This window comes from Mesobacillus boroniphilus, assembly GCF_018424685.1.
GTDB classification, from domain to species: domain Bacteria; phylum Bacillota; class Bacilli; order Bacillales; family Cytobacillaceae; genus Mesobacillus; species Mesobacillus boroniphilus_A.
In genome coordinates, this window is the sequence record NZ_QTKX01000001.1 from 828,103 (window position 1) to 851,838 (window position 23,736).

Sequence of the window (23,736 nt, forward strand, 5' to 3'; positions counted from 1 at the left end):
GAGGCAGTCTTTTAGGAAAGTTAAAATTCAAAGTAAATCTTCTCCTCGAGGCCAGTTTTGGCTGATATAAATTTTCCCTCCTCGAAGTTTTCCAAATCTGGTTCCATGAAGACCAATTCAAAATTGCCGGTTAAAGCTGAATAAATCATAACTGCTTGTTTATCCCCAGTAATATCAGATGCAGCTGGAAAATGGACTTGATTCAGCTGCTCGAATGAAGGAACATGGCGATTGTGGTCGAAGCTTTCAAGCTCACCGTTCCTGGCATTTAGATTAAAATACGTTTCAGTTTCAAAAGGTGTATATAAAGAATATCCTTGAACTTTTGGCACCGCTTTGAAGCTATAAACCTTGTATCTTGAATCATTTGCAGAAGAGTTAAAATTAAAGCCTAAAGAAACGACTTCAAGATTTATATCTTTACCATAAATTTTTTCTAAATAAAACCTGGCTTTTTTCTCGGCTTCTTCCTGATCCATGATTGGCCCATTTGTTAATGGTCCAGTATCCCCAACATAATTAGTGATTTGGCCGGTGACTGCATCGATATCTCCTCCAAATCCATTTCTATTTTCAAAATGGTAGACATACATTGCATTGACCGGGCTTTCTTTTTCCAATTCAATTTCATCTCGATCAATAACCAGAGCGTCGGCAATTCGGTTCTTCAACTCCGACTCCCTCATAGGCTGAATTCGATCAGGCATTTTATGAAAACGAGTATAGCTGTAGCTCAATAAATTGACATTCTCATAAAATTTATCCATCTTTTTTACATCCAGAATGTGGAGATATGAGCTGTATCCATGGTGAGTTTTTTCATAATCCTCTATAAAATCCTGTCTGTGATTTTGAAAATAGTCCTTAAGCGCATGGAATGCTGATTCATCCGTTTCAGACCATCTGCCCAGGTTGTACCGGATTTTCATCACTTCAAGCATAGCGTTCAGTCTTTGAGTATTTAGGCTAAGGGAGAACTCTGTTGACTTTTTTTGATACTCCTCGATGAAATTCAGATTATCTTTAAGCATAATGTTATATTCTAAAAAGCGACTAATCTCCATTTCAATGGGTTGTAAGCTGATCTGTTCTTTATTTTTCACCATATCGTCCATCCGATCCATTAATTGTAACGCATCATAATATCCATCAGTAGCCATGAACAATTGTTCCCGCTTATTGATGTAATCTGTAAATACCATTGAAAAAAGAATTCCGGCAAGAACAACAGAAATAAGCCTCAGGCGGTTAAGCTTCATTTTCAAAATGATTTTTTCATCAAGGGATTTGGATACAGTCGGCTCTTCCATTTCGGTTATATGGACCGTCTTTTCCCCTGTCTCATAAAACTTCCTGCATGCCTCACATTCCATCAGATGCTCATCAATTGCTGTTTTTACCGACGAAGTTAAGTCATTTTCTATATATAACGGATACAGATCCTGGACTACTTCATGCTCCAATTTCATTCTCCATCCTCCAAATTCCTGTAGATTTCCTTGAACTTCTTTCGGGCCCGGTACAAGCCAACCTTCACCTGGCCGATCGTTTCGTTTGTGACGGTAGCAACTTCCTCATAAGTAAGGTCATTCACATCCCGTAAAATGATATAGGTTCTGTAATTTTCAGGCAGCTGCAGCAAGGTCAGCTCAATTGCATTTTGGTCATCTGAACGTTTGAATTGGTCCAGCTTCTGCGTTATATACTGGTCCATCATATCTGTTTGAAACTCCATGTTGTTTTGTTTTTTCTTGCTGTGATTGATATAAGTATTCCTTGCTATTCTAAAAAGCCAGGTTTTTAAAGAGGACTCCCCACGGAAGCTGGCCAGTGACTGGAAAGCCTTCAAAAAAGTGTCCTGAGTCAGGTCTTCGGCAATATGTTGACTTAACGTTGAACGGTAAAGGTACAGGAAAATCGCATTCTTGTATTTTTCGTATAAATCAATCCTTGGGTCCGACATTCCATCCCCCTCTCTTTGGTAAGCATAGACAGTTGAAACGAATAAAAGTTACACGTAGATTTCAGAAAATTTTATAAAAAAGGGTAATATCTTATTGGTTAATGGTAAAATTAGCTAAAATAATCATTATTAATAACATCGGTTAAGATTTATATTTTTGTAGATTAAAAGGAGTTCTATTATGGGGTTAACTTTAAAACTGATTACAAAGGACAATTGGGAGGAGGCAATCCAGCTAACAGTTAAAGAAGGCCAAAAACACTTCATGGCATTTAATCTGTATTCTATATGTCCGTCATCAGGTTTATGATGGACAGAAATGAACGAAATCTAGGGGAATATGTCCGTCATAAGGTCTATGATGGACAGAAATGAAAGAAAACTAGGGGAAAGTGTCCGTCATCGGGGCTATGACGGACAGTAAAGGAAGAAAACAAGGGAAAAATGTCGGTCATCTGGGTTATAACGGACAGAATTAAACGAAAACTAGGAAAAAATGTCCGTAATCTGGGCTATGACGGACAGTAATGAAAGAAAACAAGGGAAAAGTGTCCGTCATCAGATTTATGACGGACAGAAATGAACGAAAACAAGGGGAAAATGTCCGTCATCAGGGTTATGACGGACAGAAATGAAGGAAAACTAAGGGAAAGTGTCCGTCATCGGGGCTATGACGGACAGAAATACATAAAAATGTATCCTTAACGAGGTAATGAAATGCAAACAAAAGATTTCGAACTTGAATTGAATACACCTTATTCGCTGAATTAAATGATTTTTATTCAGAATGTCTATTTAAATCAAAATGGGAATCAGGATGATCGGTTGTTATTTCCTTATTAAAATTCGAGTACATGGCTTGAAGTTGAGCATTTCGCTGCAGTGTTTAAGGAAGTGTGGGAGACTTTGCTTCAAAAAAACCAAAATAAGAGATTCGACCATAATGGCATTCTGACTAAATGAGAAGGCACTGTTTCAAAGATTATTTGCAGCAACGGAAGCTGGAATATTTGGATATAAAGAGAGTTCAAAGGCCTCCCTGCCATGGTGGGATAGGCTGGCCGGGAAATTGGCGGTTGAACGGGTTTTTGACGATGAAACTATGAATAAGATATACCAGGAGCTGGCAAACTCTGTCACAACAACTTCTGAAAATAGGCTGGTCATTGATTTGTTGTATGACCGCCCGGATTTAAGTGATTTTTGCCAGCAGTCCTGGTATTTAACCTTGCCGATTGAAGATGTATTTTTAAAAAAACGAAGAACGCATATAATTGAACTTATGCGTAATTCATGAAATTAGCTATCCGCTGGTTTTTGTCCAAATTTGCGGAATGAAATGATTCTCGTCACTACACTTGTCATTGATCCAAGAATTGCACTTCCAACGATATCAAATGGGTAGTGGTGTCCAACCCAGATTCTCGAAAATCCTGTTAGAGCAGACATCCACATCATAATCGTGCCCAGGGTTCTGTGAAACATCAAAACAGTAGTTGAAGCAGCGAAAGCAAGTATCGTATGTTTGCTCGGAAAGGATGAATCCATCTTTGAGGGAATAAGGATTCCAACTCGCCGTTTCTTGAAGGGACGAGGTCTAAAATAAAATAAGTGGATGAAGAAGTGGGCAATAAAGCTGATGAGAACCGCCATGCCCGTTTCAAGTGCAATTCTTTTGTTAAATCGATTTTTGAAGAGCATATATACAATAATCAATAGGTAAGCATAGCGTACTCGATTCGATATAAGGATCATTAGTTGATCCATTGGAGAGAACCGTCCTGAAAGTCTGTTGATTAGCCGGAAAAGTTTAAGGTCCATCATGTTTCTCCTCAATGTTTTAATCTTACTTTTCCCTGAGTGATTCGAAAAATGTATGGAAAAAGGAGAGGATACAGGAATGGAAGCAAAGCTGGTTAACAAAGAAGCATTTAAGGCTGTAGGAGCTAAATGGGTAGGAACTTTTGAACAAGCAGCTAAGGATGATATAAAGATTTTTCATAAGGAGTTTTTAAAAAGGAAGACTGAATTAAAAAGTGCTTTAAATCCTGAGAACATTTTTGGACTTTCCTATCACATCACACAAAATGGCTTTACATATTATCTGGCCCTTGAAGTGGAAGATGGGACGGCTATCCCTGAAGAAATGGAGCTTATTACGGTTCCAGCCTGTACATTTGCCTGTATCGAGTATAAAGGGAAAGCGGTACATGAAGCTTATACAAACTTGTACACCTGGATCAAAGAAAACGGATATACATTGACCCAAAATGGTTTAGAACATCTGGAAGAGTATCCAGGAAGCTTTGATCCTGTGAATGATGTGCCTGAATTGAAAATCCATATACCGATTATGATTTAAAAAGGGATTTTATAATGAAGGGTTACGTTTGAGGATGAAGAGGAGTCGAGCTTAAAATTTCCCAAGTTCATTTTTATCAAAAAAAAACAAGCACTTTGGAAGCTGCTTGACCAATGGCGTTAGCAAACTTCTTTCTCTTAGGCTGAGGTGTTGGTTTTTTCATTTGCCAATATCCTCCCCACCCGGGTTACTGCTACCTATTCGAAATAATTCAAGTCCTCTTAGTAAGGCATCACCCCCGAAACCAGCCATGATGGACATTAAAAATACTCTTAACAGCGAATCTGCCTCTGATGAGACTACTAATAGTGCGGCGGCTAATGAACCGGTGAGAATTTCTTCAAAGAAACCAAGGTAGATGAATTTTTTTGTCCTTCGGGGCATTATGATCTTGCCTCGTTTTCTCACATGCGCTGTCAGTCCAACAAATCCACCGATGATCATTGCGAAAATAATGTTTTCTAACAATTTCATCACTCTCCTAAAGTCAAGATTTTTGTTGGTCGACCATGGGTAACTCTAGGTGTATTACTATTATACAAGTAGTAATGATGGAAAAGCATGCGTAAATTTATCGAATTTTCAGTAAATTTAAATAGTATAAACTATGTGTAACTTTTTGGTAAAAATTAATATTTGGGATCTTTAAAAAAAGTTACAGGTCTTTAGTCTTAAAGAATGGATTCAGATGTGTGTATTCGAATTAGAGAAAAACAATTGAAAGGGAGATCGTAGATGTTGTTTTTAATGTGGAAGACGCTGTATACATTGACGGAAAGTGGCTAGTCATTGACAGGAGTTCCAAAGGGAACATGCCGGTGGGCTTCTTTCGCTTGTCGGAGGTACGGTTGATAACGAGGGAATTTCTAAATAACAAAAAGCTCAAATGATGCCGCCTTTACGAGGTGGTATTATTTTTACCTGAAAAAGGGAATTTGTGTCGATTCAGCGAATAAGTAAATATATTTTTCAACTTTGAAATGTGAGGTTGCATAATGGAAGAAGTAGAAAAGATATTGACACAAATTAAGTCGTCTGTACTTCAAAATAAACGCATTATTTTAGGGATAGATGGGCTTAGCAGGTCAGGGAAAACGACTTTTGTGAAGAGATTCGCCTCAACGCTTTCGAAAAAAGGAATTGAAAGTACGGTTATTCACTTAGACGACCATATTGTAGCACGGTCGAAAAGGTACAACACGGGCCAAGAAGAATGGCGGGAGTATTATTACTTACAGTGGGATGTAGAGTCGATTAAGAAATCTTTGTTTGATAAACTAATCCACTCAAATGAAATCGAGCTCCCATTTTATGATAATGACAGGGATCAACATGTTTATAAAAACCTGAAGTTAGCAGGCAAAAACGTTTTTGTTGTTGAAGGGATTTTCCTCCAGAGAGCAGAATGGGAACCATTTTTTGATTATACGGTTTTTATTGACTGTCCACGGGATATAAGGTTTGCGCGGGAAAGCAGTCAAACTCAGCAGAACATCGAAAAGTTCGAAAAAAGATATTGGAAAGCGGAGGACTATTACATGGAAAAGCTTCGACCGATAGAACAAGCCGATATAGTCATCCCATATTTTCAATTGATTAAGGATTTACAATAAACAGTAGGTGATGAGAATTGAATTGGAAAAGGTTAATAAGCTTTGGCAGGAATAAGGAAAACGAATTTAAAATGGACCAAAGCGGAATTTCACAAGAGGTACTGACAATTGTAAAAGGAAATACAAATGGCAGGTTGCTGCCTTTTTATAAAAAGGATATGTATACAGAGAAATCTGCTGAAGTTGCGGGAATTTGTGTGGAAGTAAAACCGGAAGAAGCGGATCAACTGGTTTTAACACTAAGGGAGGAACTTGAGCCGGTAAACTATTTAGCCTTTATTTGCGATTCTGATCGGGAAAAAATCGGCATTATCCCTGGATCAGAACAGTTTGATATCCTTAAACTCCAGCAGACGAATGGGGACAATTACGATATAAGCAACGAGAGGGTTATTTCTAAGCTAAAGGAATGGAATAGAAGCTATCCGTTCATCATCATCGGCGCGGATTATGATTGGGTGGAAGCGAATTTTGAAGTTTTTCCTGAAGGAGACGATCTAAAAGAATTTGTAAAAAAAATCTATAAATTCTGTCCTGATATCGTGGAACAGGGATCAGGAAGCATCAATGGTTTAATTGAAGAAATGAGAGAAACAAGGAAATTATACTTATGGTGGGACTAATATGGTTAATAAAGTTCTGCGACACAGCGTATTGCTGATATCCATTTTTATCGGTTGGGTTGGGGTGACAATTACTCCTCTCTTCGATTCCGTCACTGTCAATTCGGATTATGATCTTACCAAGCATAGACTTGGGAGGCCATTGCCATTCATTGAACAGCATACCTCGTTGACTCCAATGGAGGACGCCTATCCGTTCAAGCTGGGATTGGTTAGTCCGCAAGAGCATCCTACTACTTTATTGATAGGGAATTATTTATGCCTTGTCGTGGCAGCTGTGTTTGCTGTTTATATGAGTCTATTTAGTTTACAGTTTTTATATAAAAGGATTCGGTGATGTTTGATGTCTAATGATCTATCTATGAAATTTAGAAGATTTGCGATTCATGAATGCAGGGAATCAAGTCCGTTATATGAATTTCTTTCTTTGAAAATAGCTGAAGATGCAGAGATGATCGAATTGATATCTTCAGCCAAGAAGGGTCAACCTGTGCCCAATTTGTTTTTCGGTGCTGTTCACTATTTATTATTGAAAGGGAAAAAGCACACACTAAGAAAATTTTATCCAAACATAACTAATAATCCAGAGAAAGCTGCAAGTGCATATCCAGCTTTCGTGGATTTCTGCCAGAAATATTCTGGTGAAATTATTGATTTGTTAACAAGTAAAATCGTGCAGACTAACGAGGTCAGAAGGTGTTCATATCTTTATCCTGTATTCAGTCACATTTTTCAAATGACTAAAAAACCATTGGCTTTAATCGAAATCGGAACTAGTGCAGGCTTGCAACTATTCGTTGAAAAATACAGTTATTTTTATGGAACTGGAGAGGTTTATGGAAATCCCAATTCGGAAGTTCATCTTACCTCAGTAATTAAAGGGGGAAAGATGCCATTGCGACAAATGAAGCAGCCAGAAGTAGCAACAAGATTCGGAATCGACCTGCATATAAATGATGTTAGAAATACAGAGGACTATACATGGCTAAAGGCATTAATCTGGCCTGAACACCATGAAAGACGGGAGTTATTTGAAAAAGCGGCAAGCTATGTAAGCAATCAAACATTAAGTTTAATAGAGGGGGATGGAGTCGAAATGCTCCACTCCCTGGCAAGCGAAATCCCAGAAGAACAAGTGATCTGTGTATTTCATACCCATGTTGCCAATCAAATGTCCGTCGAAACAAAGGAGAAGCTTTTGGAGCAAATAAAAGAAATTGGTGAACAAAGGCCGATTTTTCATATATACAATAATATTTTTGATGCAAGACTCCACCTTGATTATTATCTCGAGGGAAAAGAAAGCTTGAACACAATCGGTGATACCGAGGGGCATGGCCGGTGGTTCAGGTTGGATTTATAAAATATTAAATTTTCCAGATTAGGGTGACAAGAATGGATTATGATTCGTTTTTTATTGATTATATTTTTATGTCTGTAGTCATATTGTATTCAATTTATCATTTGTTTATAAGTAAGTCCGACTTGGAAGAAGATATAACAGAAAACATGAAGGCTCGTTCAATTGCCAACGTAATTCGTTATTTGATGTTCCTGGCTTTTAATTGTAGTTTTGCCCAATTGGTTTTCGACATTGACTGGTTGTTATGGATTAGTTTTTTTTCAGTAATTGCTCTATGGATTCTTCTGGTTGAGCATAAATTTAACTTTTCGTATTATATTTTTATCTCTTTATTGTTTTTAGTGTTTTTAGTAGTGGGTGTACCGACCCATAATCACTCATTTTTGGATTATATCAGCGATCAAACAGAATACGAATGTTTAAGAATTGAATGTGTGAAAGTCTCTGAGGTTGTTGTTGAAGATGAATTGAAAACGGAGATAAAAATATTTTCAATTCAAGATTATTCATATGATTGGTATCTGCTTTATGGAAAAGGAGCGCTGACTCTAAAAGATGAAGTTGGCAATGTAAAGAAATTCAGTGGGATTAATATTGGGGGCCTTTGGCTGCTGGATAAATAACCATGATCAGGAGTGGGAATATGATTAGCGAGGATAAGAGATTACTAGCTGAAAGATGGTTCGGTGAATATTTTACACAGGGGAATCTCGGTGTGATTAAAGAACTGACGACAGAGGACTTTGTATATCATTCGAGAAATGGAGAAAACAGCCGCGAATCGATGGTTGAATTCATGAAGTGGTACCGATCCGTTTTCTATGACGATGAATGGGTGCTGGAGGATTTGATTGAACAGGGCAATAAACTAGTAGTACGTTACACCGGCTGGATGACATATAAAGGAGGCTGGTTTGATATCCCGTCAGAAAATCAACGTGTAAGAGAGACGGGAATCATGATTTTTCTATTCGATGGCAGCAAAGTGAAAGAAATGTGGTGTGAGAATAGTGATGCTGCGATTCTTTATGATTTGGGTGCTTTGAAGAAAAATACTCATGAAGTTTTTTAGGAGGGAGATTATATGGCAGGAACAATATTCTGGCTGTTGGTAGTGGTATCCGGCATCCTATTTACTTATGGTTTGTTCAGTAAATCATGGAAGCATCTTCTTATAAGTGGAATGGCAGTAGCCCTGCCGGCCCTGTATTTTCTCGGAGCGGAAAATGGTTTCAGGCTGTTAGCTCTTGTTCCATTGCTCCCCTTTGGCTTGGGTTATTTTTTTGCGTATCAGAAGAAGAAAAGCAGATAATGGGCAGCACAATTTCACTTACAGAACACATTTATTATACGGAGGAGAACATGGAAATTCGATTAGCCAATAATGGGGATATTGATCAGTTAATAAAGATGAGATGGGACTTTACGCTCGAAGATTACCCTGAAATGGGGGACGGAGTGGAATATAGTTCCTTTGAAAAAGAATGCAGAGGGTTCCTGGAAACTGCGATGGACAGTCGGCAATGGTTTATTTGGATTGGGGAGATAAATGGGGAAATCGTTTCCCATATTTACATTGAATTGATCAATAAGGTTCCTCGCCCAGGCAGGGTTACAAATCCGTTTGCATATATGACCAATGTATTTACTGTTCCCGAATACAGAGGAAAAGGGACTGGCAGCAAGTTGCTATCACTAGTAAATGAATGGGCTGAAGAAAAGAAATTCGAATTCATCATCGTTTGGCCCAGCGATGCAAGTGTGGAATTTTACGGAAGAAACGGCTACACCCTTTGTAAAGAGCCAATGGAAAAGCATTTTTAATGTTGATGTTCAAAGTGGTAAGAGTGAATTTTCGGAATATTTGAAACATTCTTCCCTGACATACGTATTTACTTATATATTGGGAAAAGGAGGAAGAGGTGATGGCGCGATTAAGCTTCAATACAGATAATACATCTAATATTATCCTCGTAACAGCAATTATTTTAATGATCAGCAGTTTGTTCATGCCTCTCGTTTTTGTTTATTTTATACAGGATTATCTTTACCTGACAGCAGAAAAATGGTTCTATGTAGCACCACCGTCTGCTTATATAATTTTTATGATTGGCATGCTTTGGATCGCATTAACCTTATTTCTGTATTTATTCATTAAGTGGAAGTCCGACTGGAAAGGTTTCAAATGGGCTACACTTTTTGTACTGTTAGGAAGCATCCCCTTCTTCATGTTCGGCGTGTCAAACTATTATTACCTTGATGATCAGGGAATGCACTTTAATGATTATAAAACTTACAATACTATTAACTCCTATTATTGGGAGGATATTAAAGAAGCGAAAGAGATTTTCGTGAAGAGCAATGGAGTAACCGTAGTCGACCATTTAAATCTGGTAACAAAAGATGGGGAAGTTATCGAACTGCCTTATAACAGCAAGGTGAGTAATAATAAATTCAAAATCATGGAGAAACTGCAGGAATACAATGTTCCCTTAACTAATAATATGGGAGATTTATATGAATGATCTTAAGTTAAAAAGAAAATATGGTGACCGGGCAGACTGGCTTCGTGTGGTTCAAAGAGAATTCATTCAGGATTTCTTTGATGAAGAAGGATTTAAAGGTTACGTTACCTTATTAATGGTGATCAAAATAACTGAACCCTTATATGTCCTATATAGGGATAAAAGGGTCTGTATAGTCGACGAAGGCTATACCTGGCTGCAGCATTTTCCAGAAGGAGCACGTCATTCGGTTACTACCATGTTTAATTCTAAAGGGGAAGTTGTGCAATGGTATATCGACATTTGCCTTCAAAATGGGATTGATAATGGCCGCCCGTGGATGGATGATCTATTTTTGGACATTATTATACTTCCTACTGGCGAAGTCTTTAATAAGGATACCGAGGAACTAGAGTTGGCATTATCCTCTGGCATTATTGCTGAGGAACAATTTAATATCGCAATCTCTGAGGCTGATACTATAAAGAAACAGATTGAGGCGAATGAATTTGACCTGCTGCATTTAACTAAGATACATAAAGAGCGTTTGGAACTACAAATGAGCAGTCGACAATTTTGAGGGAGTTAAATGTGTTTATTAAAATATATAGTTACCATATAAAGTCGGATAAATTACAGGATTACCTAGAAATTCAGGAAGAAGCAGATCGGATTTATTCTATATACACAGACAGTAAAATACTTCATCTTCAAAGCAAGGATGATGAAACAAAATGGGTCGAGATACAAATTTATAAGACCGAGCAATTCTACTATGAAACCATTCAAATCATAGACCAACAGCCAGAAATTCAGGTTTTATACAAACGATTTCTTGAAGTAATCATCTCGCATGAGGAAATTTCAGAAGATAACTACCAACTGATTGATATTAAAGGCGGTAAACAGGATTGGGGATTGCGATGAGAAAACTTTCTATAGGGCTACTTGTGCTTTTAATTTTCATTGCAGGTTGTAATAGCAGTTTTGAACCTGAACTCACAAGAATAGATGTGCAAAAAAATTTAGAAGATGGCGAAAAAGATGGTGAAGAAAGAATCATTGCCGCAAAGGAGAAACTGCAAACTATCGAAAAAGCATTTGATAAAATCAAATGGTCACCAAATACGGAACCTGAAATGGCAAGGAAAGAAGATGTAATTGCCATTTTCTTCATCCAGGAAGAGAAGAATATGCCTGAAAGTTTATATGAATACCGGATTTGGTTTGAAGGAGAGACTGCCACCATTATCAGCAACAAAGAAAATGAAGGGTATGGCAGGTTAACAGATGAAGCTAAGGTTCGTATATTAGAATCAGAATTATTGCAAGAGGAATAAATGATCTAGGAACATAACAAGCTTAATGGCATTTGGACTTCCGAACGGCCTTTCTACAGTGACGGTTATCTCTGACTGATTTGAGAAAATAACGAAGGGAGTAGCACTCAAAGTGCATCTCCCTTTTCTTCATGTCTGACTTTGCCTTTTCTGATATCCAGATTTCCATTAACCTCTTTGTTCTCAGATTGAAAATTAATGATGTAAGTTCCTTCTCCAGGGTAATAGCCGCCATTGGTCAAAATGAATTCATAATCTGGATATCGTTTCTCAAGATAATCATTGGCAAGCTTATTAGCCTCTGATCTTGAAATTGGATTTCCATTAAAAAAAAAGTAAATGAAACCTCCTGCAACCAGAACAAATGAAATAATTAAAAGCTTCTTCTTCATTTTTACACCTTCTTATTTTAAGACTTAATTTCATTATATTCTCTTTTTGTGTAAAATTACACTATTTTTTTGAAAATAAAAAGTGCCTTTCTACGGCACTTTCAAGATACTGCACTAAATGCTGGAGGGTATTCAATTTTTCCAGGAATATCAGCTAAGGAACATATTTCTAATTCCAAAGCCATAAAAACCTCATCTGGCACAGGGAAAGGAGGTGCTATGTCAAATTGGCTGGCTGGAGAAAAGCCAAAGCGAGGGTAAAAATCAGGGTGTCCAAGAACGAAAACATGTTTATATCCCAAAGCTTTGCACACTCTTAAGCCTTCAGTTACGAGGGCTGACCCAATTCCGCTATTTTGATAGTCAGGCTTCACTGCCATTGGAGCAAGACCTAAAGTAGGGACAGTACCTTGCGCGGTAACAAGGTTGATGATACTAAAAAGGATATGTCCGATGATTTCGCCGTCACGATTAACTGCTACCAGGCTTAATTCAGGGATGAATTGTTCAGACCCCCTAATAAGTTCAACCAAACGGGCTTCATTTTCTCCTTTATCAAAAGCCAATAGATTTATTTCCCTAATTCCTGATAAATCGCTAGTATTTTCCGGGCGAATGATATAATTATCGCTTTTCATATTTCTTGTATTCCCTCCATACCAGGTTTGATGTTCTAGAATCCGAATTGGTAAATTCACTATAATATCGTCTTTCACTTTCGCCAGGTATTGAGTCTACTTCATTTAACAATGAAATAAGAAATTCTCTATCCTTGTTGATTCGTTTTTCGTTTTCCTTAGAGTCCTTGCCGCTCTTCATATTAATGGCTAATTGGCGATATTGGTCTGTAAGGGAATCTAATACCGGGCCAATCATCGATATTTTTCCTGCCATCATATGATATTTTCTGCTTAAAAGAGTCAACTCTCCCAGATGACTGGCAAAAGTGAATTCACCATCCTCTTCCTGCAATATCTTAATCCAAAGAGCTGGATCACCATCATTTTCAAGTGCAAATATTGAATCGCGTACAGTCCGCTGAAAATCAGATCCTATTTTCATCTCTAGGTCAGCGATTTTGTTATATTGATAAATAGAGAGAAAAATCAGTGCAGCGATAACGAAAATGCTTATGTAAGTTAAATTTTTTGAATCCATAAAACATCTCCTTAGGAAAGTTTCTGAATTAATTTTAGCAGAAAATACCAAAAAAAGTGATCGGTTTTTTTTATCGAAATTAATTCGTTTCAATTCTTTCACTTTGAGCACTATTTTCTGTTATGATAAAAGTTGGCTTTTTTGCCGGAATCAATTATTGAGGAGAACCTGAATGACAAATAAACTTCCATTTACCATTACCAAAAATGACACGTTCTTTGATTTATTAGGGGATTATATTGGTGATGTCTTTTACGATATATTGCCTGAAAAAGGCTATGAGCTACGTGATGAACAAATTTATATGGCCTTCCAAGTGGAGCAGGCCTTCAAGAATAAAGGAATCGTTTTTGCCGAAGCAGGTGTGGGAACCGGTAAGACTTTTGTCTATCTGATTTATGCGATTCTGTATGCGCGCTATATGGGAAAGCCTGCAATAGTATCTTGCTCGGATGAAACATTGATTGAACAGCTGGTAAAAGAGGGCGGAGATATCGAAAAGCTCGAAAAGGCATTGGGATTGAAGGTCGACGTCCGCCTGGCGAAAGCAAGAGAACAGTATGTTTGTGTGAAGAAGCTTGATGACCTGTCAAACACATCGAGCGATAAAGAAATCCTTGATGTCCATGACCAGCTGCCGGATTTCATCTTTGATGAAGGAATTTCATTAAATGCGTTCACTCGCTATGGAGACCGAAAGGAATACCCGTGGGTCACGAATGAACAATGGTCCTCAATGGCCTGGGACCCTCTTCAGCAATGCTCAACATGCAGCTGGCGCCATCGATGCGGCCAGACTCTGAACCGTGATTACTATCGTCATGCCGGCGATTTGATTATTTGCTCCCATGACTTTTATATGGAGCATGTCTGGACGAAAGAATCCCGAAAACGAGAAGGGCAAATGCCATTGCTCCCAGAAGCAAGTACCGTGATTTTTGATGAGGGTCACTTGCTTGAGTTCGCAGCGCAAAAGGGATTAACATACAGGTTCAACTCACAAACTTTGACAACTGTCCTGACCGGATATATGCACCAGGACGTCCGAGAGGAATCTCTTTATTTAATTGAGGATATAATAGAGCTTCATGATGCCTGGTTTGACCTTTTGGCCGATAACTCTACAGCCGTTGAAGGTTCAAATCGGAAAGAAGTTGCAATGCTTCCTGAAATCAGGAAAACAGCAGAAGTGCTGGAGAAAAAGGTTACCGATTTAATGGACCAACTAGTCTTTGACGCAGAAATGTTCCTGATTGACGAATACCATTTGAAAATCATGGAAGAATATCTCGAATTTTTTGCATATGGTCTTTCAATTTTCTTGAAGAATGATGAAGGAATTTTCTGGCTTGAAGAGAATGAAGTACAAACTTCACTTGTCATCATGCCACGTCTAGTTGAGGATATATTGAAAAAAGAAGTGTTTTCCCAAAACATCCCGTTTGTGTTTTCTTCAGCTACCTTGTCTCAAGCTGGAGATTTCAGCTATATAGCGAAAAACCTAGGGATCGAGAAATACTCCTCGTTTACTGTAGCGTCCCCATTTGATTATGAAGAGCAAATGAAATTGGTGGCACACATTGAGGATGAAGAAATGGTTAAATGGGCCCAAATAGGGGATGACCTTAGAAGCAGTAATGGCAGCTCGCTTGTTCTGTTCTCTTCTATGCAGGAAATGGAACGATTCCGAGCATGGAGTGAAAAACAAGAATGGAGTTTTCCTATCCTGTTTGAAGGAGACCGTGAAATCAGTGAAACCGTAAAGGGATTCCAGAATGATATCGAAACTGTCCTATGTTCCTACAGTTTATGGGAAGGTTTGGACGTACCTGGAAAGTCACTGGTTCAAGTCATCATCTCGTCATTGCCGTTCCCGCCGCATGACCCTGTATTCCAGGCGAAACGAAAGCATGCGGACCATCCAGCTGCTGAAGTGGATATACCTTATATGCTGCTTCGACTAAGACAGGGAATGGGCCGTTTGATAAGAAGCAACCAGGATAGCGGGACAGTGCATTTATGGCTTACCCAAAATCAAAAAGCTGAGTACTATGAAGAGTTAAAAGGTGTTCTGCCTGTTCAAGCTATTCAGTGGAAATAGACAAATCCCGAAAGGACTGAACCTTTCGGGATTTTTTTTGTTAAATATTAGTCTCTGCAACCGCACTTTCTATGGCGGCGGCGGTCTCGATCGTCATCCCGATCATCCCGAGCGCCCGCTACTAAATCCTCGATTAAACAACGGCGCACAGCGCGGCAGAGGTCATCAAAATCAACAGTTGCCCTGACTCTGTCTCTGTCCCGGCTAGGGAAAAATACGCCTGCTACATCATTGTTATTACGATTGTATCCCATTAGAAACTCAACTCCTTTCCATCATGAAAGATACTTACAGAATATCTTATGTGGAAATGGACAAGTTGTTAGGGTCTCTACCTATTTATTTCATAAATGTGCTAGTCTCCTATAAGTGCAGATAAAAAAGTTTAATAGATAAAAAAAAAGCAAGCGAGTCCGCTTGCTTTAATGCATATGCCGGTATACACCGATGACTTTACCAAGTATGGATACGTTACGAAGGATGATTGGATCCATAGTAGAGTTTTCCGGCTGTAGCCTGAAATAATCCTTTTCCTTGAAGAAACGCTTAACTGTTGCTTCATCATCTTCTGTCATCGCTACAACAATGTCTCCGTTATTAGCCGTTTTTTGCTGTTTAACAATTACATAGTCGCCATCGAGGATGCCTGCTTCAATCATACTGTCACCCATGATTTCCAGCATGAAAACCTGCTCATCATGTGGAACAAGGCGGTCTGGAAGAGGGAAGTACTCTTCTACATTTTCAATGGCCGTAATCGGCATACCGGCTGTTACTTTACCAACAACAGGTACATTCACCACATTATATTTAGGGATGCGGCTTTCATCTTCTATTTCCAGAATTTCTATTGCACGCGGCTTGGTGGGATCGCGTCGAATCAAGCCTTTGCTCTCAAGCCTTGCAAGGTGTCCATGCACAGTGGAGCTTGAAGCAAGTCCGACAGCTTCGCCTATTTCGCGTACGGATGGTGGATACCCTTTTTTCTTGACTTCGCCTTTTATGAATTCAAATATATCTTGTTGCCGCTTAGATAACTTTGTCATATTCACGCACCTCGTATATTTTCTTGTCCTAATTATACCATGTCTTTTCTACAGATACAAACATAAGTTCGAATTTTTGAGTTGACACGAAACAAATGTTCGATTTATAATAAAATTAATTAATCGAACATACATTCGTTAAGGGGTGCCGTAAATGAAAAAACTATGGGAAAACTATTCATATGCAATGATTCTGCTTGCTGTCAGCTTAATCTTTTCATTCGTAGCAAAAGCTCATTTAAATAACGAAGATGCATACATAACTGTTACTATAGAAGAAGGACAATCACTATGGGAGATTGCTGAAACATTTGCCAGTGAACATAATCTTTCTGAAAATGAATTCGTTAGCTGGGTAGAAAAGGAAAACGGAATTATTGGGGAAATGGTATTTCCGGGAGATGAGCTGGTAATCCCTGTTATAGCGGAACAGGTTGAACCTACTCAGATCGCGGGAGCGGAAAGATAGATTGGAATGGAATAAGGTGACAACATGAAAGCAATTATTTATTGCCGCGTAAGTACAACGAAGGAAACACAGGAAACTTCGCTGGCCAGGCAGGAAGAAGAGTTGCTGCGTCTGGCAAGCAATTATGGTTTTGAAGTAGCTTCTATTATTAAAGAACAAGCGAGTGGTTACGACCTTGAAAGGGAAGGGATCCTTGAACTGCTGGAATTGATCAAGGACAAGAAGATTGGAGCCCTGCTCATCCAGGATGAAACGAGACTTGGTAGAGGCAATGCCAAGGTCGCGATTCTTCATTGTATCCTAAAAGATAATGTGAAATTATACAGTGTCTCCCACAGTGGAGAGCTCCAGCTTTCTGATTCAGATTCCATGGTGCTCCAAATTGTCAGTATGGTGGAAGAGTATCAGAGGAAAATTCATAATATTAAGATCAAGCGTGGTATGAAACGAGCGATTGAGCATGGATACAAGCCACAGCGTAATCTGAAAAATCAAGGTGAGCATTCCGGTCGGGACCGGAAAGAGATGCCGATTGAGGAAATCGTCAAGCTGAGGAATAATGGATTGACCTTTGCTGAAATAGCTGCAACACTAAGGGGTTTTGGGTATAACGTATCCAAAGCAACGGTAAACCGGAGATATCTTGAGTACATAGAGCAAGAAGAATAAAGAAGCTCTATTCTTGTAAAATCGCTAAAATTTTAGTAAGATGACATTTGACGTAATTTTTTACAAAGGAGCTTTACAATGCTATCAAGTGATAAAATTGCTAGAATTAATGAACTGGCAAGGAAAGCAAAATCATCTAAGTTGACCGAAGAAGAAGCAAAGGAACAGACGAAGCTACGCGCGGAATATCTACAGTCTTTCCGGTCTTCTATGCTTAATACACTTAAAGGTGTTACCATTGTGGATCCTGAAGGCAACGATGTTACGCCTGAAAAGCTTAAGGAAGAAAAAACGAAGAATAAGCTTCATTAAATATATGCTAATTTGGAATACATGCGATATGTATTCCATTTTTATTTTGTTTAATATGATAAAAAAACTAGTTTTTCTATACTGAAGAGCAGAGAAATTAACTATATGGTAAAAGAAGATTGTTTTATCTTTCTATATATGTGGAATCAAAATTAGGCAGGGTGTTAAGGTAGTTCTGGCTTCGAACTACTATTATAGAAATTCTATGATATTGCTTATTGATTTTCACCCACAATAGGGTGCATTTACATAACAACTGCAAGTTTGTGTCAAAATAAATAACAATACGGCCTTTTCTGTCTCCTTCAGGCACAATTTGTTGTATAATAATTTCTCTCGCTATAATATTAAGGATGTAGCTAGTACCTATAGAAAGGATGTATTTAATGTTTAAAGAAATTGATATGCTTTCAATTGATTCCATTCGTACCTTATCAATTGATGCAATTGAAAAGGCAAATTCCGGCCACCCAGGCATGCCGATGGGGGCAGCTCCAATGGCTTACACATTGTGGACTCGTTACATGAATATCAACCCTAAGAACCCAGAATGGTTTAACCGTGACCGTTTTGTATTGTCTGCTGGACATGGTTCAATGTTGCTATACAGCTTGCTGCACCTTGCAGGTTATGATTTAACAATGGATGATATTAAACAGTTCCGCCAGTGGGGAAGTAAGACTCCAGGACACCCTGAGTTTGGCCACACTGCTGGTGTAGACGCAACAACTGGACCGCTTGGCCAGGGAATTGCCATGGCAGTCGGTATGGCAATGGCTGAACGTCACCTTGCTGCTGTCTACAACAAGGAAAATTATAACCTCGTTGATCACTATACATACAGCATTTGCGGTGATGGCGATCTAATGGAGGGTGTATCTGCTGAAGCGGCATCACTGGCAGCCCACCTGAAGCTTGGCAGAATGATCGTTCTTTATGATTCAAATGATATTTCTTTGGATGGCGATCTCGATAAGTCATTCTCCGAAAGTGTTGAAGGACGCTTCAAGTCATATGGCTGGCAATACATTCGCGTCGAAGACGGCAACAACCTTGAAGAAATCGCAAAAGCAATTGAAGAAGCGAAAACGGATGAAGACCGTCCAACAATGATTGAAGTCAAGACGATCATCGGATATGGTTCACCTAACCTTTCTGGTAAATCAGATGTTCACGGTGCTCCACTTGGTGCTGATGAATTGAAGCTTACTAAGGAAGCTTATAAGTGGACTTTTGAAGAAGACTTCCATGTGCCAGGAGAAGTTTATGATCACTTCAAACAGCAAATCGCTGACAAAGGTGAACAAACAGAACAGGCTTGGAACGAGCTGTTTGAAAAATATAAGAGTGAATATCCTGAGCTAGGAGCCCAGCTTGAAAAAGCCATGAAGGGTGAATTAGTTGAAGGATGGGATAAAGACATCCCTGTATACGAAGAAGGAAAGAGCCTTGCGAGCCGTGCTTCATCTGGAGAAGCACTTAATGAAATCGCCAAAAACCTTCCTTACTTGATTGGTGGATCGGCTGACCTTGCAGGCTCAAACAAAACCATGATCAAGGGGTCAGGTGACTTCTTCCCGGGTTCATTTGAAGGCCGCAACATTTGGTTCGGTGTTCGTGAATTCGCTATGGGTGCTGCGATGAACGGTATGGCGCTTCACGGTGGAGTAAAGGTATTTGGTGGAACATTCTTCGTGTTCTCCGACTACTTAAAGCCAGCAATCAGACTTGCTGCACTAATGGGCTTGCCTGTAACATACGTATTCACACACGATAGCATTGCAGTAGGGGAAGATGGTCCTACACACGAACCAGTTGAGCAGCTTGCGGGACTTCGCGCTATGCCGAACCTGTCAGTTATCCGTCCTGCAGATGGAAACGAAACAGCGGCAGCATGGAAGCTTTCAATTGAATCATCTAAGACGCCTACAGCTCTTGTGTTGACTCGCCAAAATCTGCCGACAATCAAAAATACTGATAAGAACGCGTACGAAGGCGTATCTAAAGGTGCTTACGTTATTTCTCCAGCTGGAAAAGAAAATGCAGATGCATTGCTTCTTGCAGCAGGTTCAGAAGTCGGCCTTGCAGTGAAAGCACAAGAGGCTCTAGCATCTGAAGGCATCGAAGTTGCAGTTGTGAGCATGCCTTCATGGGATCGCTTTGAACAGCAGTCTAAGGAATATAAAGAAAGTGTTATTCCTAAGTCTGTCAAGAAGCGCTTAGGAATCGAAATGGGCTCTTCACTTGGCTGGCACCGTTATGTTGGTGACGAGGGTGAAGTACTTGCGATCGATACATTTGGTGCATCAGCTCCAGGAGAAAAGATTTTGGAAGAGTACGGTTTCTCCGTTAACAATGTAGTCGCTCGCGTAAAAGCATTGATTGAGCAAAACTAATATTCATTTTAAATGACGAGTATGGGATTGGATTCCGTACTCGTTTTTTTGTTTTTTACATAAGGAAGAGCAGTTTCCGTTTTAATTAATCGATTGTTTTCCCTAGTATTAGCCGCCTGCTGAAGGGAGTAAATGATAAAAAAATTTAAAATTGCAACCTAATCGGTGTTTTTGTCGCCTATCATATAGAAATAATCAAGGAGGTGCTGCTGATGGATCGGTCGGAGCTAATTCAAAGGATTCGCAATGGAGAGGATTCTGCATTTGCTGAACTTGTAAATCCACTAATAGAAAAGAGCTACAGGACGAGTTACAGTATTGTCAGGTCTAAGGAGCAGGCGGAGGAAGTTGTCCAGAATGCAATGATTGAAGCATATCAAAATATAATGGCCGGAAAAGAAATCACCTATTTTACAACTTGGTTTTATAAGTTGGTTTCTCATCGCTCCATTGATTTTTTAAGGAAAAATGGAAGATTAAAAGAGACTATGGGCGAGTTGGAATACATAAAGGACAGGAGAGAAGTTCTTGATACGGTCATACGAGAGGAAACCGACCTTGAAATAAAACAGGGAATAGATTCCCTTAAGAACGCTGATTACCGGAATATCCTTCTCCTTTATTATTATCAGGATTTTTCTATCCAGGAGGTTAGCGAAATGCTCGGAATAAAGACTTCAACTGTGAAATCCCATCTGCGACGAGCAAGGCATGCATTAAAGGAAAAGTTGTTGGAAAGTCAAATCATAGGGGTGAATGTGTAATGAAGTTGGACGACGTAATAAAAAAAGAGATAGAAGAGGATATGAAGAAAATTCAGGCTCCATCTTCACTTTATGATTTTGCAAAGAATATTAAGAATGAAGTGAATTCTGAAGAAAAACCTGTATTAAAGAGAAGGTTCACAAAAGAATCTCAATTCGTTGCAGCGGCTGTTATTGGATTTGGTGTTATAACAGCATCAGCCTTCTTTAATCCGTCAGTTGCAGAAATGGCATCGAAAATTCCGTATCTAGGACAGGTATTTAAGTCTAAATCTATAGATGTCATGCTATGGGAAGCGTTAGAAAAAGAAGGCTATCAAAAGTTTTCGCTCGGTATGACTCCAGGAGAAGTTGTGAAAATCGAGGTATTGGTAGAAGGTTCTGAAACAGATGCAGATCGTGAACGGGAAAACATCACCGGCATTGCAAAAGAGGTTCTTCATAGTAAAGGATACGACTCCTACGAAATCAAAGTAGGATCTTATAAACCAGAATATATACCCCTGACAGAAGAAGAAATTAAGATGGAAGAGCTTGGCGGTAAGCTTGATGAGGAGCTCAAAAAGGCGGGCTATAAGATTATCAATGTCAATCCTTTTAATGAAACGATTGAAGTAGCCATCCCAATGACTGAAAAAAGAAGTGAAGAAATTTTAAAAGCCACCCGCAGCCTTGCAAAAGCGAATGGTTCTGAAAAAGAAGTGGAAGTAACAAAAGTCGACCTCGAGAAAAAAGAACGCGAAGGTTTATGGATGGATTATTTAAGAAGCATCCACGAGGGACTTGCGCTGAAAAAAGAGTATAAGGTCTCTGGTTATGGATATTCATATAAACAAAATACATTAAAAATGATCATTAAAACAAGCATGAAACCAGGGGATGGAAAATCCGAAGAGACAGTTCGAAAAATAAGGACTGAAATCACTCAGTTTATTGAAAGTGAGAGAAAGAATTCAGTAGTTAAAGATGATGAATATGAGATTGTCATCAGGGATAAAAGTGGGAATGACTTTCCATTTTAATGTATTAGAAGGCTACTTAACATCATAAAGAAATTGATTTTAAAAAGCGGGGCAATACTCCGCTTTTTTTGTATAAAGCCAGGTTAATTTCTCATCCAAGAGGAAAAGATAGATTATTGTTTTGTAATGTAAAATGTGGTAAAATATATATGAGAACAAATGTTCTATTTTGAAGAAGGGGTGTCGACATGATAATAGGGATTGTTCCTTATCTAGTAACAAATGGAAATGGCCAGGAGGCAGTGGAGTTTTATAAAAACGCATTTGGTGCAGAGGTCATCAGTTTGCAAACATTTGGGGAGATGCCTCCCAATCCAGAGTATCCGCTACCTGAAGAAGCAAAAGATCGGGTCCTTAATGCTCAATTAAAAATTGGCAACGCCAGTTTAATGTTATCGGATACTTTTCCTGGCCATCCATATCAGCTTGGATCCCAGGTAACAATCGCAATTTTGGTAAATGATGTAGCAGAAGCAAAAGAAATTTTTGAAAAGCTGCAGGTGGATGGAAAGGTTACAATGCCTATGCAGGAAACCTTCTGGAGCCCTGCTTATGGCCAGGTAACTGATAAATTTGGCGTGGGGTGGCAACTGTCAACAGAGAGTGAAAAATAAATTTCAAAGGCCAGACTTTTCCGTGTAGTCTGGCCTTTGAATCATAATGAATCACGAATAACTCCAAGCCTTCTTGTTCATTGAATTTTTTGCGTGAAGCTGTATGATGTTTAATAGCTTCTAATCCACTCATCTTTCCACATCCTTTCTACGATACCACCATTAATAAATCCACCTTTTCTTTCGAATCAACGAACAATTCAATTAACAATACTTAACCATTCTTTAAGCCACTTTTTTAAATACCCGATTAATATTCTAAGTAAAAACTTATCACAAAACGGTTTTTTCAATTACTTTTCATTAATATAAAGATTTTGGAAAAGCTATTAAAAAATACCTGGGGTGTATTTAATGCATTTTATTTATAATGGCTTGTTTCTTATTGCGGGAATTATATGGGGTGATTGGAAGCGGTGGCGTGATTATTATCCTACGATCCTTTATTATTTTATCGGAGATTTATTAAATTTTGCTTTACTTTACAATTTCTCCATGTGGACCTATCAAGAGACAATTTTGGGTGAGGAAATCCTTAGGAATCATACAATCATTTCCCTTATGATCATGGTTATTGTGTATCCTTCAACCATCCTGATATACCTCGGCAGATTTCCACAAACGAGGTGGAAGAAGCTAGCGTGGGTTTCCTTTTGGGCATTCCTTTATACATTCGTTGAGTTCATCAATGAAAAGTATTTAAATTTAATAAATCATCACCATGGCTGGAACATAGGTTGGTCCCTTTTGTTCAACTTCGTTATGTTTTCATTGCTGAGAATTCATTTCAAAAATCCTTTTTTAGCATGGGGCTTGTCAATACCGTGGGTAATCTATTTACTGAACGCCTTTAATGTTCCGATTGAAAGGATGAAATAAGCTGCCTCGGATCTCTATGGAAATATTAACAAACAAGTTATGATATGTTTAAACTCCCATCCAATCTTCCATACGATTGTAAAATTGCAGCTAAACTGGGACAAATAAGAGTGAAAATAAAATAAAACGGGAAAAGCAAAAAGGAT

General features: G+C 38.7%; 33 protein-coding genes and 1 pseudogene. 25 read left to right on the forward strand and 9 right to left on the reverse strand.

The features are described 5' to 3' along the window. Positions 1-20: 20 nt before the first annotated feature. Both DYI25_RS04040 and DYI25_RS04045 read right to left on the reverse strand, forming a co-directional pair. The gene (locus DYI25_RS04040; RefSeq protein WP_213367168.1) at positions 21-1,469 is read right to left on the reverse strand and encodes a zf-HC2 domain-containing protein; all 1,449 of its coding nucleotides are present in this window, start codon (positions 1,467-1,469) and stop codon (positions 21-23) included. Then, positions 1,466-1,963, reverse strand: a complete 498-nt coding sequence (locus DYI25_RS04045) for an RNA polymerase sigma factor (protein WP_213367169.1) — start codon at positions 1,961-1,963, stop codon at positions 1,466-1,468. Before DYI25_RS04045 ends, DYI25_RS04040 begins: the two co-directional genes overlap by 4 nt. Before the next feature lie 181 nt (positions 1,964-2,144). Between DYI25_RS04045 and DYI25_RS22785 the strand changes: the two are divergent. The 3 genes and pseudogenes from DYI25_RS22785 to DYI25_RS04050 form a co-directional block, all read left to right on the forward strand. Beyond that, positions 2,145-2,252, forward strand: a pseudogene (locus DYI25_RS22785) (GNAT family N-acetyltransferase); the annotation flags it as partial. A 290-nt stretch (positions 2,253-2,542) separates the two neighbouring features. Next, the gene (locus DYI25_RS22545) at positions 2,543-2,668 is read left to right on the forward strand and encodes a hypothetical protein (RefSeq protein ID WP_274609485.1); all 126 of its coding nucleotides are present in this window, start codon (positions 2,543-2,545) and stop codon (positions 2,666-2,668) included. Positions 2,669-3,032: 364 nt separating this feature from the next. Then, positions 3,033-3,260 (forward strand): hypothetical protein, encoded by a 228-nt coding sequence (locus tag DYI25_RS04050; RefSeq protein ID WP_213367170.1) that lies wholly within the window; start codon positions 3,033-3,035, stop codon positions 3,258-3,260. Positions 3,261-3,262: 2 nt separating this feature from the next. Here DYI25_RS04050 and DYI25_RS04055 read toward each other — a convergent pair whose 3' ends face one another. Further along, positions 3,263-3,787: an undecaprenyl-diphosphatase gene (locus DYI25_RS04055; RefSeq protein ID WP_249745235.1), complete on the reverse strand. Its 525-nt coding sequence runs from the start codon at positions 3,785-3,787 to the stop codon at positions 3,263-3,265. 76 nt (positions 3,788-3,863) lie between these two features. Between DYI25_RS04055 and DYI25_RS04060 the strand changes: the two genes are divergently transcribed. Next, on the forward strand, positions 3,864-4,325 hold the full coding sequence (locus tag DYI25_RS04060) for a GyrI-like domain-containing protein (protein ID WP_213367171.1): 462 nt from the start codon (positions 3,864-3,866) through the stop codon (positions 4,323-4,325). A gap of 159 nt (positions 4,326-4,484) precedes the next feature. Here DYI25_RS04060 and DYI25_RS04065 read toward each other — a convergent pair whose 3' ends face one another. Beyond that, entirely contained in the window at positions 4,485-4,793 is a 309-nt protein-coding gene (locus DYI25_RS04065) for a DUF4257 domain-containing protein (protein WP_213367172.1), read from the reverse strand. A 527-nt stretch (positions 4,794-5,320) separates the two neighbouring features. Between DYI25_RS04065 and DYI25_RS04070 the strand changes: the two genes are divergently transcribed. From DYI25_RS04070 to DYI25_RS04125, 12 genes are all read left to right on the forward strand, one after another. Then, positions 5,321-5,938, forward strand: coding sequence for a kinase (locus DYI25_RS04070; RefSeq protein WP_213367173.1), 618 nt, complete (start codon positions 5,321-5,323; stop codon positions 5,936-5,938). 17 nt (positions 5,939-5,955) lie between these two features. Then, positions 5,956-6,561 carry a DUF4253 domain-containing protein gene (locus tag DYI25_RS04075; protein ID WP_213367174.1) on the forward strand — a complete coding sequence of 202 codons (606 nt, stop codon included), beginning with the start codon at positions 5,956-5,958 and terminating at the stop codon, positions 6,559-6,561. Position 6,562: 1 nt separating this feature from the next. Continuing rightward, positions 6,563-6,898: a hypothetical protein gene (locus DYI25_RS04080; protein ID WP_213367175.1), complete on the forward strand. Its 336-nt coding sequence runs from the start codon at positions 6,563-6,565 to the stop codon at positions 6,896-6,898. A gap of 6 nt (positions 6,899-6,904) precedes the next feature. After that, entirely contained in the window at positions 6,905-7,924 is a 1,020-nt protein-coding gene (locus DYI25_RS04085) for a DUF2332 domain-containing protein (RefSeq protein WP_213367176.1), read from the forward strand. A 32-nt stretch (positions 7,925-7,956) separates the two neighbouring features. Further along, positions 7,957-8,547 carry a hypothetical protein gene (locus DYI25_RS04090; RefSeq protein WP_213367177.1) on the forward strand — a complete coding sequence of 197 codons (591 nt, stop codon included), beginning with the start codon at positions 7,957-7,959 and terminating at the stop codon, positions 8,545-8,547. Between the two features lie 20 nt (positions 8,548-8,567). Then, positions 8,568-8,996 (forward strand): ester cyclase, encoded by a 429-nt coding sequence (locus DYI25_RS04095; RefSeq protein WP_213367178.1) that lies wholly within the window; start codon positions 8,568-8,570, stop codon positions 8,994-8,996. 12 nt (positions 8,997-9,008) lie between these two features. Further along, positions 9,009-9,236: a hypothetical protein gene (locus tag DYI25_RS04100; protein WP_213367179.1), complete on the forward strand. Its 228-nt coding sequence runs from the start codon at positions 9,009-9,011 to the stop codon at positions 9,234-9,236. Positions 9,237-9,286: 50 nt separating this feature from the next. Further along, the gene (locus DYI25_RS04105; RefSeq protein WP_213367180.1) at positions 9,287-9,748 is read left to right on the forward strand and encodes a GNAT family N-acetyltransferase; all 462 of its coding nucleotides are present in this window, start codon (positions 9,287-9,289) and stop codon (positions 9,746-9,748) included. 101 nt (positions 9,749-9,849) lie between these two features. Beyond that, a complete protein-coding gene (locus DYI25_RS04110) occupies positions 9,850-10,449 on the forward strand; it encodes a hypothetical protein (RefSeq protein WP_213367181.1) in 600 nt (199 codons plus the stop codon). Then, the gene (locus tag DYI25_RS04115) at positions 10,442-11,008 is read left to right on the forward strand and encodes a DUF402 domain-containing protein (protein ID WP_213367182.1); all 567 of its coding nucleotides are present in this window, start codon (positions 10,442-10,444) and stop codon (positions 11,006-11,008) included. The genes DYI25_RS04110 and DYI25_RS04115 overlap by 8 nt, the downstream gene beginning before the upstream one ends. Positions 11,009-11,019: 11 nt before the next feature. Beyond that, entirely contained in the window at positions 11,020-11,355 is a 336-nt protein-coding gene (locus tag DYI25_RS04120) for a hypothetical protein (RefSeq protein ID WP_213367183.1), read from the forward strand. Continuing rightward, entirely contained in the window at positions 11,340-11,768 is a 429-nt protein-coding gene (locus tag DYI25_RS04125) for a hypothetical protein (protein WP_213367184.1), read from the forward strand. Before DYI25_RS04120 ends, DYI25_RS04125 begins: the two co-directional genes overlap by 16 nt. A 107-nt stretch (positions 11,769-11,875) precedes the next feature. Here DYI25_RS04125 and DYI25_RS04130 read toward each other — a convergent pair whose 3' ends face one another. The 3 genes from DYI25_RS04130 to DYI25_RS04140 all read right to left on the reverse strand — a co-directional run bounded on the left by DYI25_RS04130 (position 11,876) and on the right by DYI25_RS04140 (position 13,318). After that, positions 11,876-12,160 carry a hypothetical protein gene (locus DYI25_RS04130; protein WP_213367185.1) on the reverse strand — a complete coding sequence of 95 codons (285 nt, stop codon included), beginning with the start codon at positions 12,158-12,160 and terminating at the stop codon, positions 11,876-11,878. Between the two features lie 101 nt (positions 12,161-12,261). After that, entirely contained in the window at positions 12,262-12,798 is a 537-nt protein-coding gene (locus DYI25_RS04135; RefSeq protein WP_213367186.1) for a GNAT family N-acetyltransferase, read from the reverse strand. After that, positions 12,785-13,318 carry a hypothetical protein gene (locus tag DYI25_RS04140; RefSeq protein ID WP_213367187.1) on the reverse strand — a complete coding sequence of 178 codons (534 nt, stop codon included), beginning with the start codon at positions 13,316-13,318 and terminating at the stop codon, positions 12,785-12,787. Before DYI25_RS04140 ends, DYI25_RS04135 begins: the two co-directional genes overlap by 14 nt. A 172-nt stretch (positions 13,319-13,490) precedes the next feature. Here DYI25_RS04140 and DYI25_RS04145 point away from each other — a divergent pair, with 172 nt between their 5' ends. Next, positions 13,491-15,419 (forward strand): ATP-dependent DNA helicase, encoded by a 1,929-nt coding sequence (locus tag DYI25_RS04145; RefSeq protein WP_213367188.1) that lies wholly within the window; start codon positions 13,491-13,493, stop codon positions 15,417-15,419. A gap of 47 nt (positions 15,420-15,466) precedes the next feature. On the opposite strand, the gene DYI25_RS04150 is transcribed toward DYI25_RS04145, so the two are convergent. Beyond that, a complete protein-coding gene (locus tag DYI25_RS04150; RefSeq protein WP_213367189.1) occupies positions 15,467-15,673 on the reverse strand; it encodes a hypothetical protein in 207 nt (68 codons plus the stop codon). A gap of 168 nt (positions 15,674-15,841) precedes the next feature. Further along, entirely contained in the window at positions 15,842-16,465 is a 624-nt protein-coding gene (gene lexA, locus DYI25_RS04155) for a transcriptional repressor LexA (protein ID WP_213367190.1), read from the reverse strand. A 154-nt stretch (positions 16,466-16,619) separates the two neighbouring features. On the opposite strand from lexA, the gene yneA reads away from it, so the two are divergent. From yneA to DYI25_RS04195, 8 genes are all read left to right on the forward strand, one after another. Continuing rightward, on the forward strand, positions 16,620-16,934 hold the full coding sequence (gene yneA / locus DYI25_RS04160) for a cell division suppressor protein YneA (RefSeq protein ID WP_213367191.1): 315 nt from the start codon (positions 16,620-16,622) through the stop codon (positions 16,932-16,934). Positions 16,935-16,958: 24 nt separating this feature from the next. Continuing rightward, a complete protein-coding gene (locus DYI25_RS04165) occupies positions 16,959-17,603 on the forward strand; it encodes a YneB family resolvase-like protein (RefSeq protein WP_213367192.1) in 645 nt (214 codons plus the stop codon). Between the two features lie 78 nt (positions 17,604-17,681). Next, positions 17,682-17,915 carry a DUF896 domain-containing protein gene (locus tag DYI25_RS04170; RefSeq protein ID WP_213367193.1) on the forward strand — a complete coding sequence of 78 codons (234 nt, stop codon included), beginning with the start codon at positions 17,682-17,684 and terminating at the stop codon, positions 17,913-17,915. 386 nt (positions 17,916-18,301) lie between these two features. After that, on the forward strand, positions 18,302-20,311 hold the full coding sequence (tkt, locus tag DYI25_RS04175; protein ID WP_213367194.1) for a transketolase: 2,010 nt from the start codon (positions 18,302-18,304) through the stop codon (positions 20,309-20,311). Positions 20,312-20,523: 212 nt separating this feature from the next. Further along, positions 20,524-21,075, forward strand: coding sequence for an RNA polymerase sigma factor (locus DYI25_RS04180; RefSeq protein ID WP_213367195.1), 552 nt, complete (start codon positions 20,524-20,526; stop codon positions 21,073-21,075). Further along, positions 21,075-22,097: a hypothetical protein gene (locus DYI25_RS04185; RefSeq protein ID WP_213367196.1), complete on the forward strand. Its 1,023-nt coding sequence runs from the start codon at positions 21,075-21,077 to the stop codon at positions 22,095-22,097. Before DYI25_RS04180 ends, DYI25_RS04185 begins: the two co-directional genes overlap by 1 nt. A 188-nt stretch (positions 22,098-22,285) precedes the next feature. Beyond that, a complete protein-coding gene (locus DYI25_RS04190) occupies positions 22,286-22,711 on the forward strand; it encodes a VOC family protein (RefSeq protein ID WP_213367197.1) in 426 nt (141 codons plus the stop codon). Positions 22,712-23,065: 354 nt separating this feature from the next. Further along, complete coding sequence (locus DYI25_RS04195; protein WP_213367198.1) at positions 23,066-23,590, forward strand: CBO0543 family protein; 525 nt, start codon at positions 23,066-23,068, stop codon at positions 23,588-23,590. Positions 23,591-23,736: the final 146 nt, after the last annotated feature.

Bases quoted from the DNA above. Each gene is read 5' to 3' on its own strand.
- DYI25_RS04040 (WP_213367168.1), bottom strand. From the start codon at position 1,469: ATGAAATTGGAGCATGAAGTAGTCCAGGATCTGTATCCGTTATATATA.
- DYI25_RS04045 (WP_213367169.1), bottom strand. From the start codon at position 1,963: ATGTCGGACCCAAGGATTGATTTATACGAAAAATACAAGAATGCGATT.
- DYI25_RS22545 (WP_274609485.1), top strand. From the start codon at position 2,543: ATGAACGAAAACAAGGGGAAAATGTCCGTCATCAGGGTTATGACGGAC.
- DYI25_RS04055 (WP_249745235.1), bottom strand. From the start codon at position 3,787: ATGATGGACCTTAAACTTTTCCGGCTAATCAACAGACTTTCAGGACGG.
- DYI25_RS04060 (WP_213367171.1), top strand. From the start codon at position 3,864: ATGGAAGCAAAGCTGGTTAACAAAGAAGCATTTAAGGCTGTAGGAGCT.
- DYI25_RS04070 (WP_213367173.1), top strand. From the start codon at position 5,321: ATGGAAGAAGTAGAAAAGATATTGACACAAATTAAGTCGTCTGTACTT.
- DYI25_RS04080 (WP_213367175.1), top strand. From the start codon at position 6,563: ATGGTTAATAAAGTTCTGCGACACAGCGTATTGCTGATATCCATTTTT.
- DYI25_RS04085 (WP_213367176.1), top strand. From the start codon at position 6,905: ATGTCTAATGATCTATCTATGAAATTTAGAAGATTTGCGATTCATGAA.
- DYI25_RS04090 (WP_213367177.1), top strand. From the start codon at position 7,957: ATGGATTATGATTCGTTTTTTATTGATTATATTTTTATGTCTGTAGTC.
- DYI25_RS04095 (WP_213367178.1), top strand. From the start codon at position 8,568: ATGATTAGCGAGGATAAGAGATTACTAGCTGAAAGATGGTTCGGTGAA.
- DYI25_RS04100 (WP_213367179.1), top strand. From the start codon at position 9,009: ATGGCAGGAACAATATTCTGGCTGTTGGTAGTGGTATCCGGCATCCTA.
- DYI25_RS04105 (WP_213367180.1), top strand. From the start codon at position 9,287: ATGGAAATTCGATTAGCCAATAATGGGGATATTGATCAGTTAATAAAG.
- DYI25_RS04110 (WP_213367181.1), top strand. From the start codon at position 9,850: ATGGCGCGATTAAGCTTCAATACAGATAATACATCTAATATTATCCTC.
- DYI25_RS04115 (WP_213367182.1), top strand. From the start codon at position 10,442: ATGAATGATCTTAAGTTAAAAAGAAAATATGGTGACCGGGCAGACTGG.
- DYI25_RS04130 (WP_213367185.1), bottom strand. From the start codon at position 12,160: ATGAAGAAGAAGCTTTTAATTATTTCATTTGTTCTGGTTGCAGGAGGT.
- DYI25_RS04135 (WP_213367186.1), bottom strand. From the start codon at position 12,798: ATGAAAAGCGATAATTATATCATTCGCCCGGAAAATACTAGCGATTTA.
- DYI25_RS04140 (WP_213367187.1), bottom strand. From the start codon at position 13,318: ATGGATTCAAAAAATTTAACTTACATAAGCATTTTCGTTATCGCTGCA.
- DYI25_RS04145 (WP_213367188.1), top strand. From the start codon at position 13,491: ATGACAAATAAACTTCCATTTACCATTACCAAAAATGACACGTTCTTT.
- DYI25_RS04150 (WP_213367189.1), bottom strand. From the start codon at position 15,673: ATGGGATACAATCGTAATAACAATGATGTAGCAGGCGTATTTTTCCCT.
- lexA (WP_213367190.1), bottom strand. From the start codon at position 16,465: ATGACAAAGTTATCTAAGCGGCAACAAGATATATTTGAATTCATAAAA.
- yneA (WP_213367191.1), top strand. From the start codon at position 16,620: ATGAAAAAACTATGGGAAAACTATTCATATGCAATGATTCTGCTTGCT.
- DYI25_RS04165 (WP_213367192.1), top strand. From the start codon at position 16,959: ATGAAAGCAATTATTTATTGCCGCGTAAGTACAACGAAGGAAACACAG.
- DYI25_RS04170 (WP_213367193.1), top strand. From the start codon at position 17,682: ATGCTATCAAGTGATAAAATTGCTAGAATTAATGAACTGGCAAGGAAA.
- tkt (WP_213367194.1), top strand. From the start codon at position 18,302: ATGTTTAAAGAAATTGATATGCTTTCAATTGATTCCATTCGTACCTTA.
- DYI25_RS04180 (WP_213367195.1), top strand. From the start codon at position 20,524: ATGGATCGGTCGGAGCTAATTCAAAGGATTCGCAATGGAGAGGATTCT.
- DYI25_RS04185 (WP_213367196.1), top strand. From the start codon at position 21,075: ATGAAGTTGGACGACGTAATAAAAAAAGAGATAGAAGAGGATATGAAG.
- DYI25_RS04190 (WP_213367197.1), top strand. From the start codon at position 22,286: ATGATAATAGGGATTGTTCCTTATCTAGTAACAAATGGAAATGGCCAG.
- DYI25_RS04195 (WP_213367198.1), top strand. From the start codon at position 23,066: ATGCATTTTATTTATAATGGCTTGTTTCTTATTGCGGGAATTATATGG.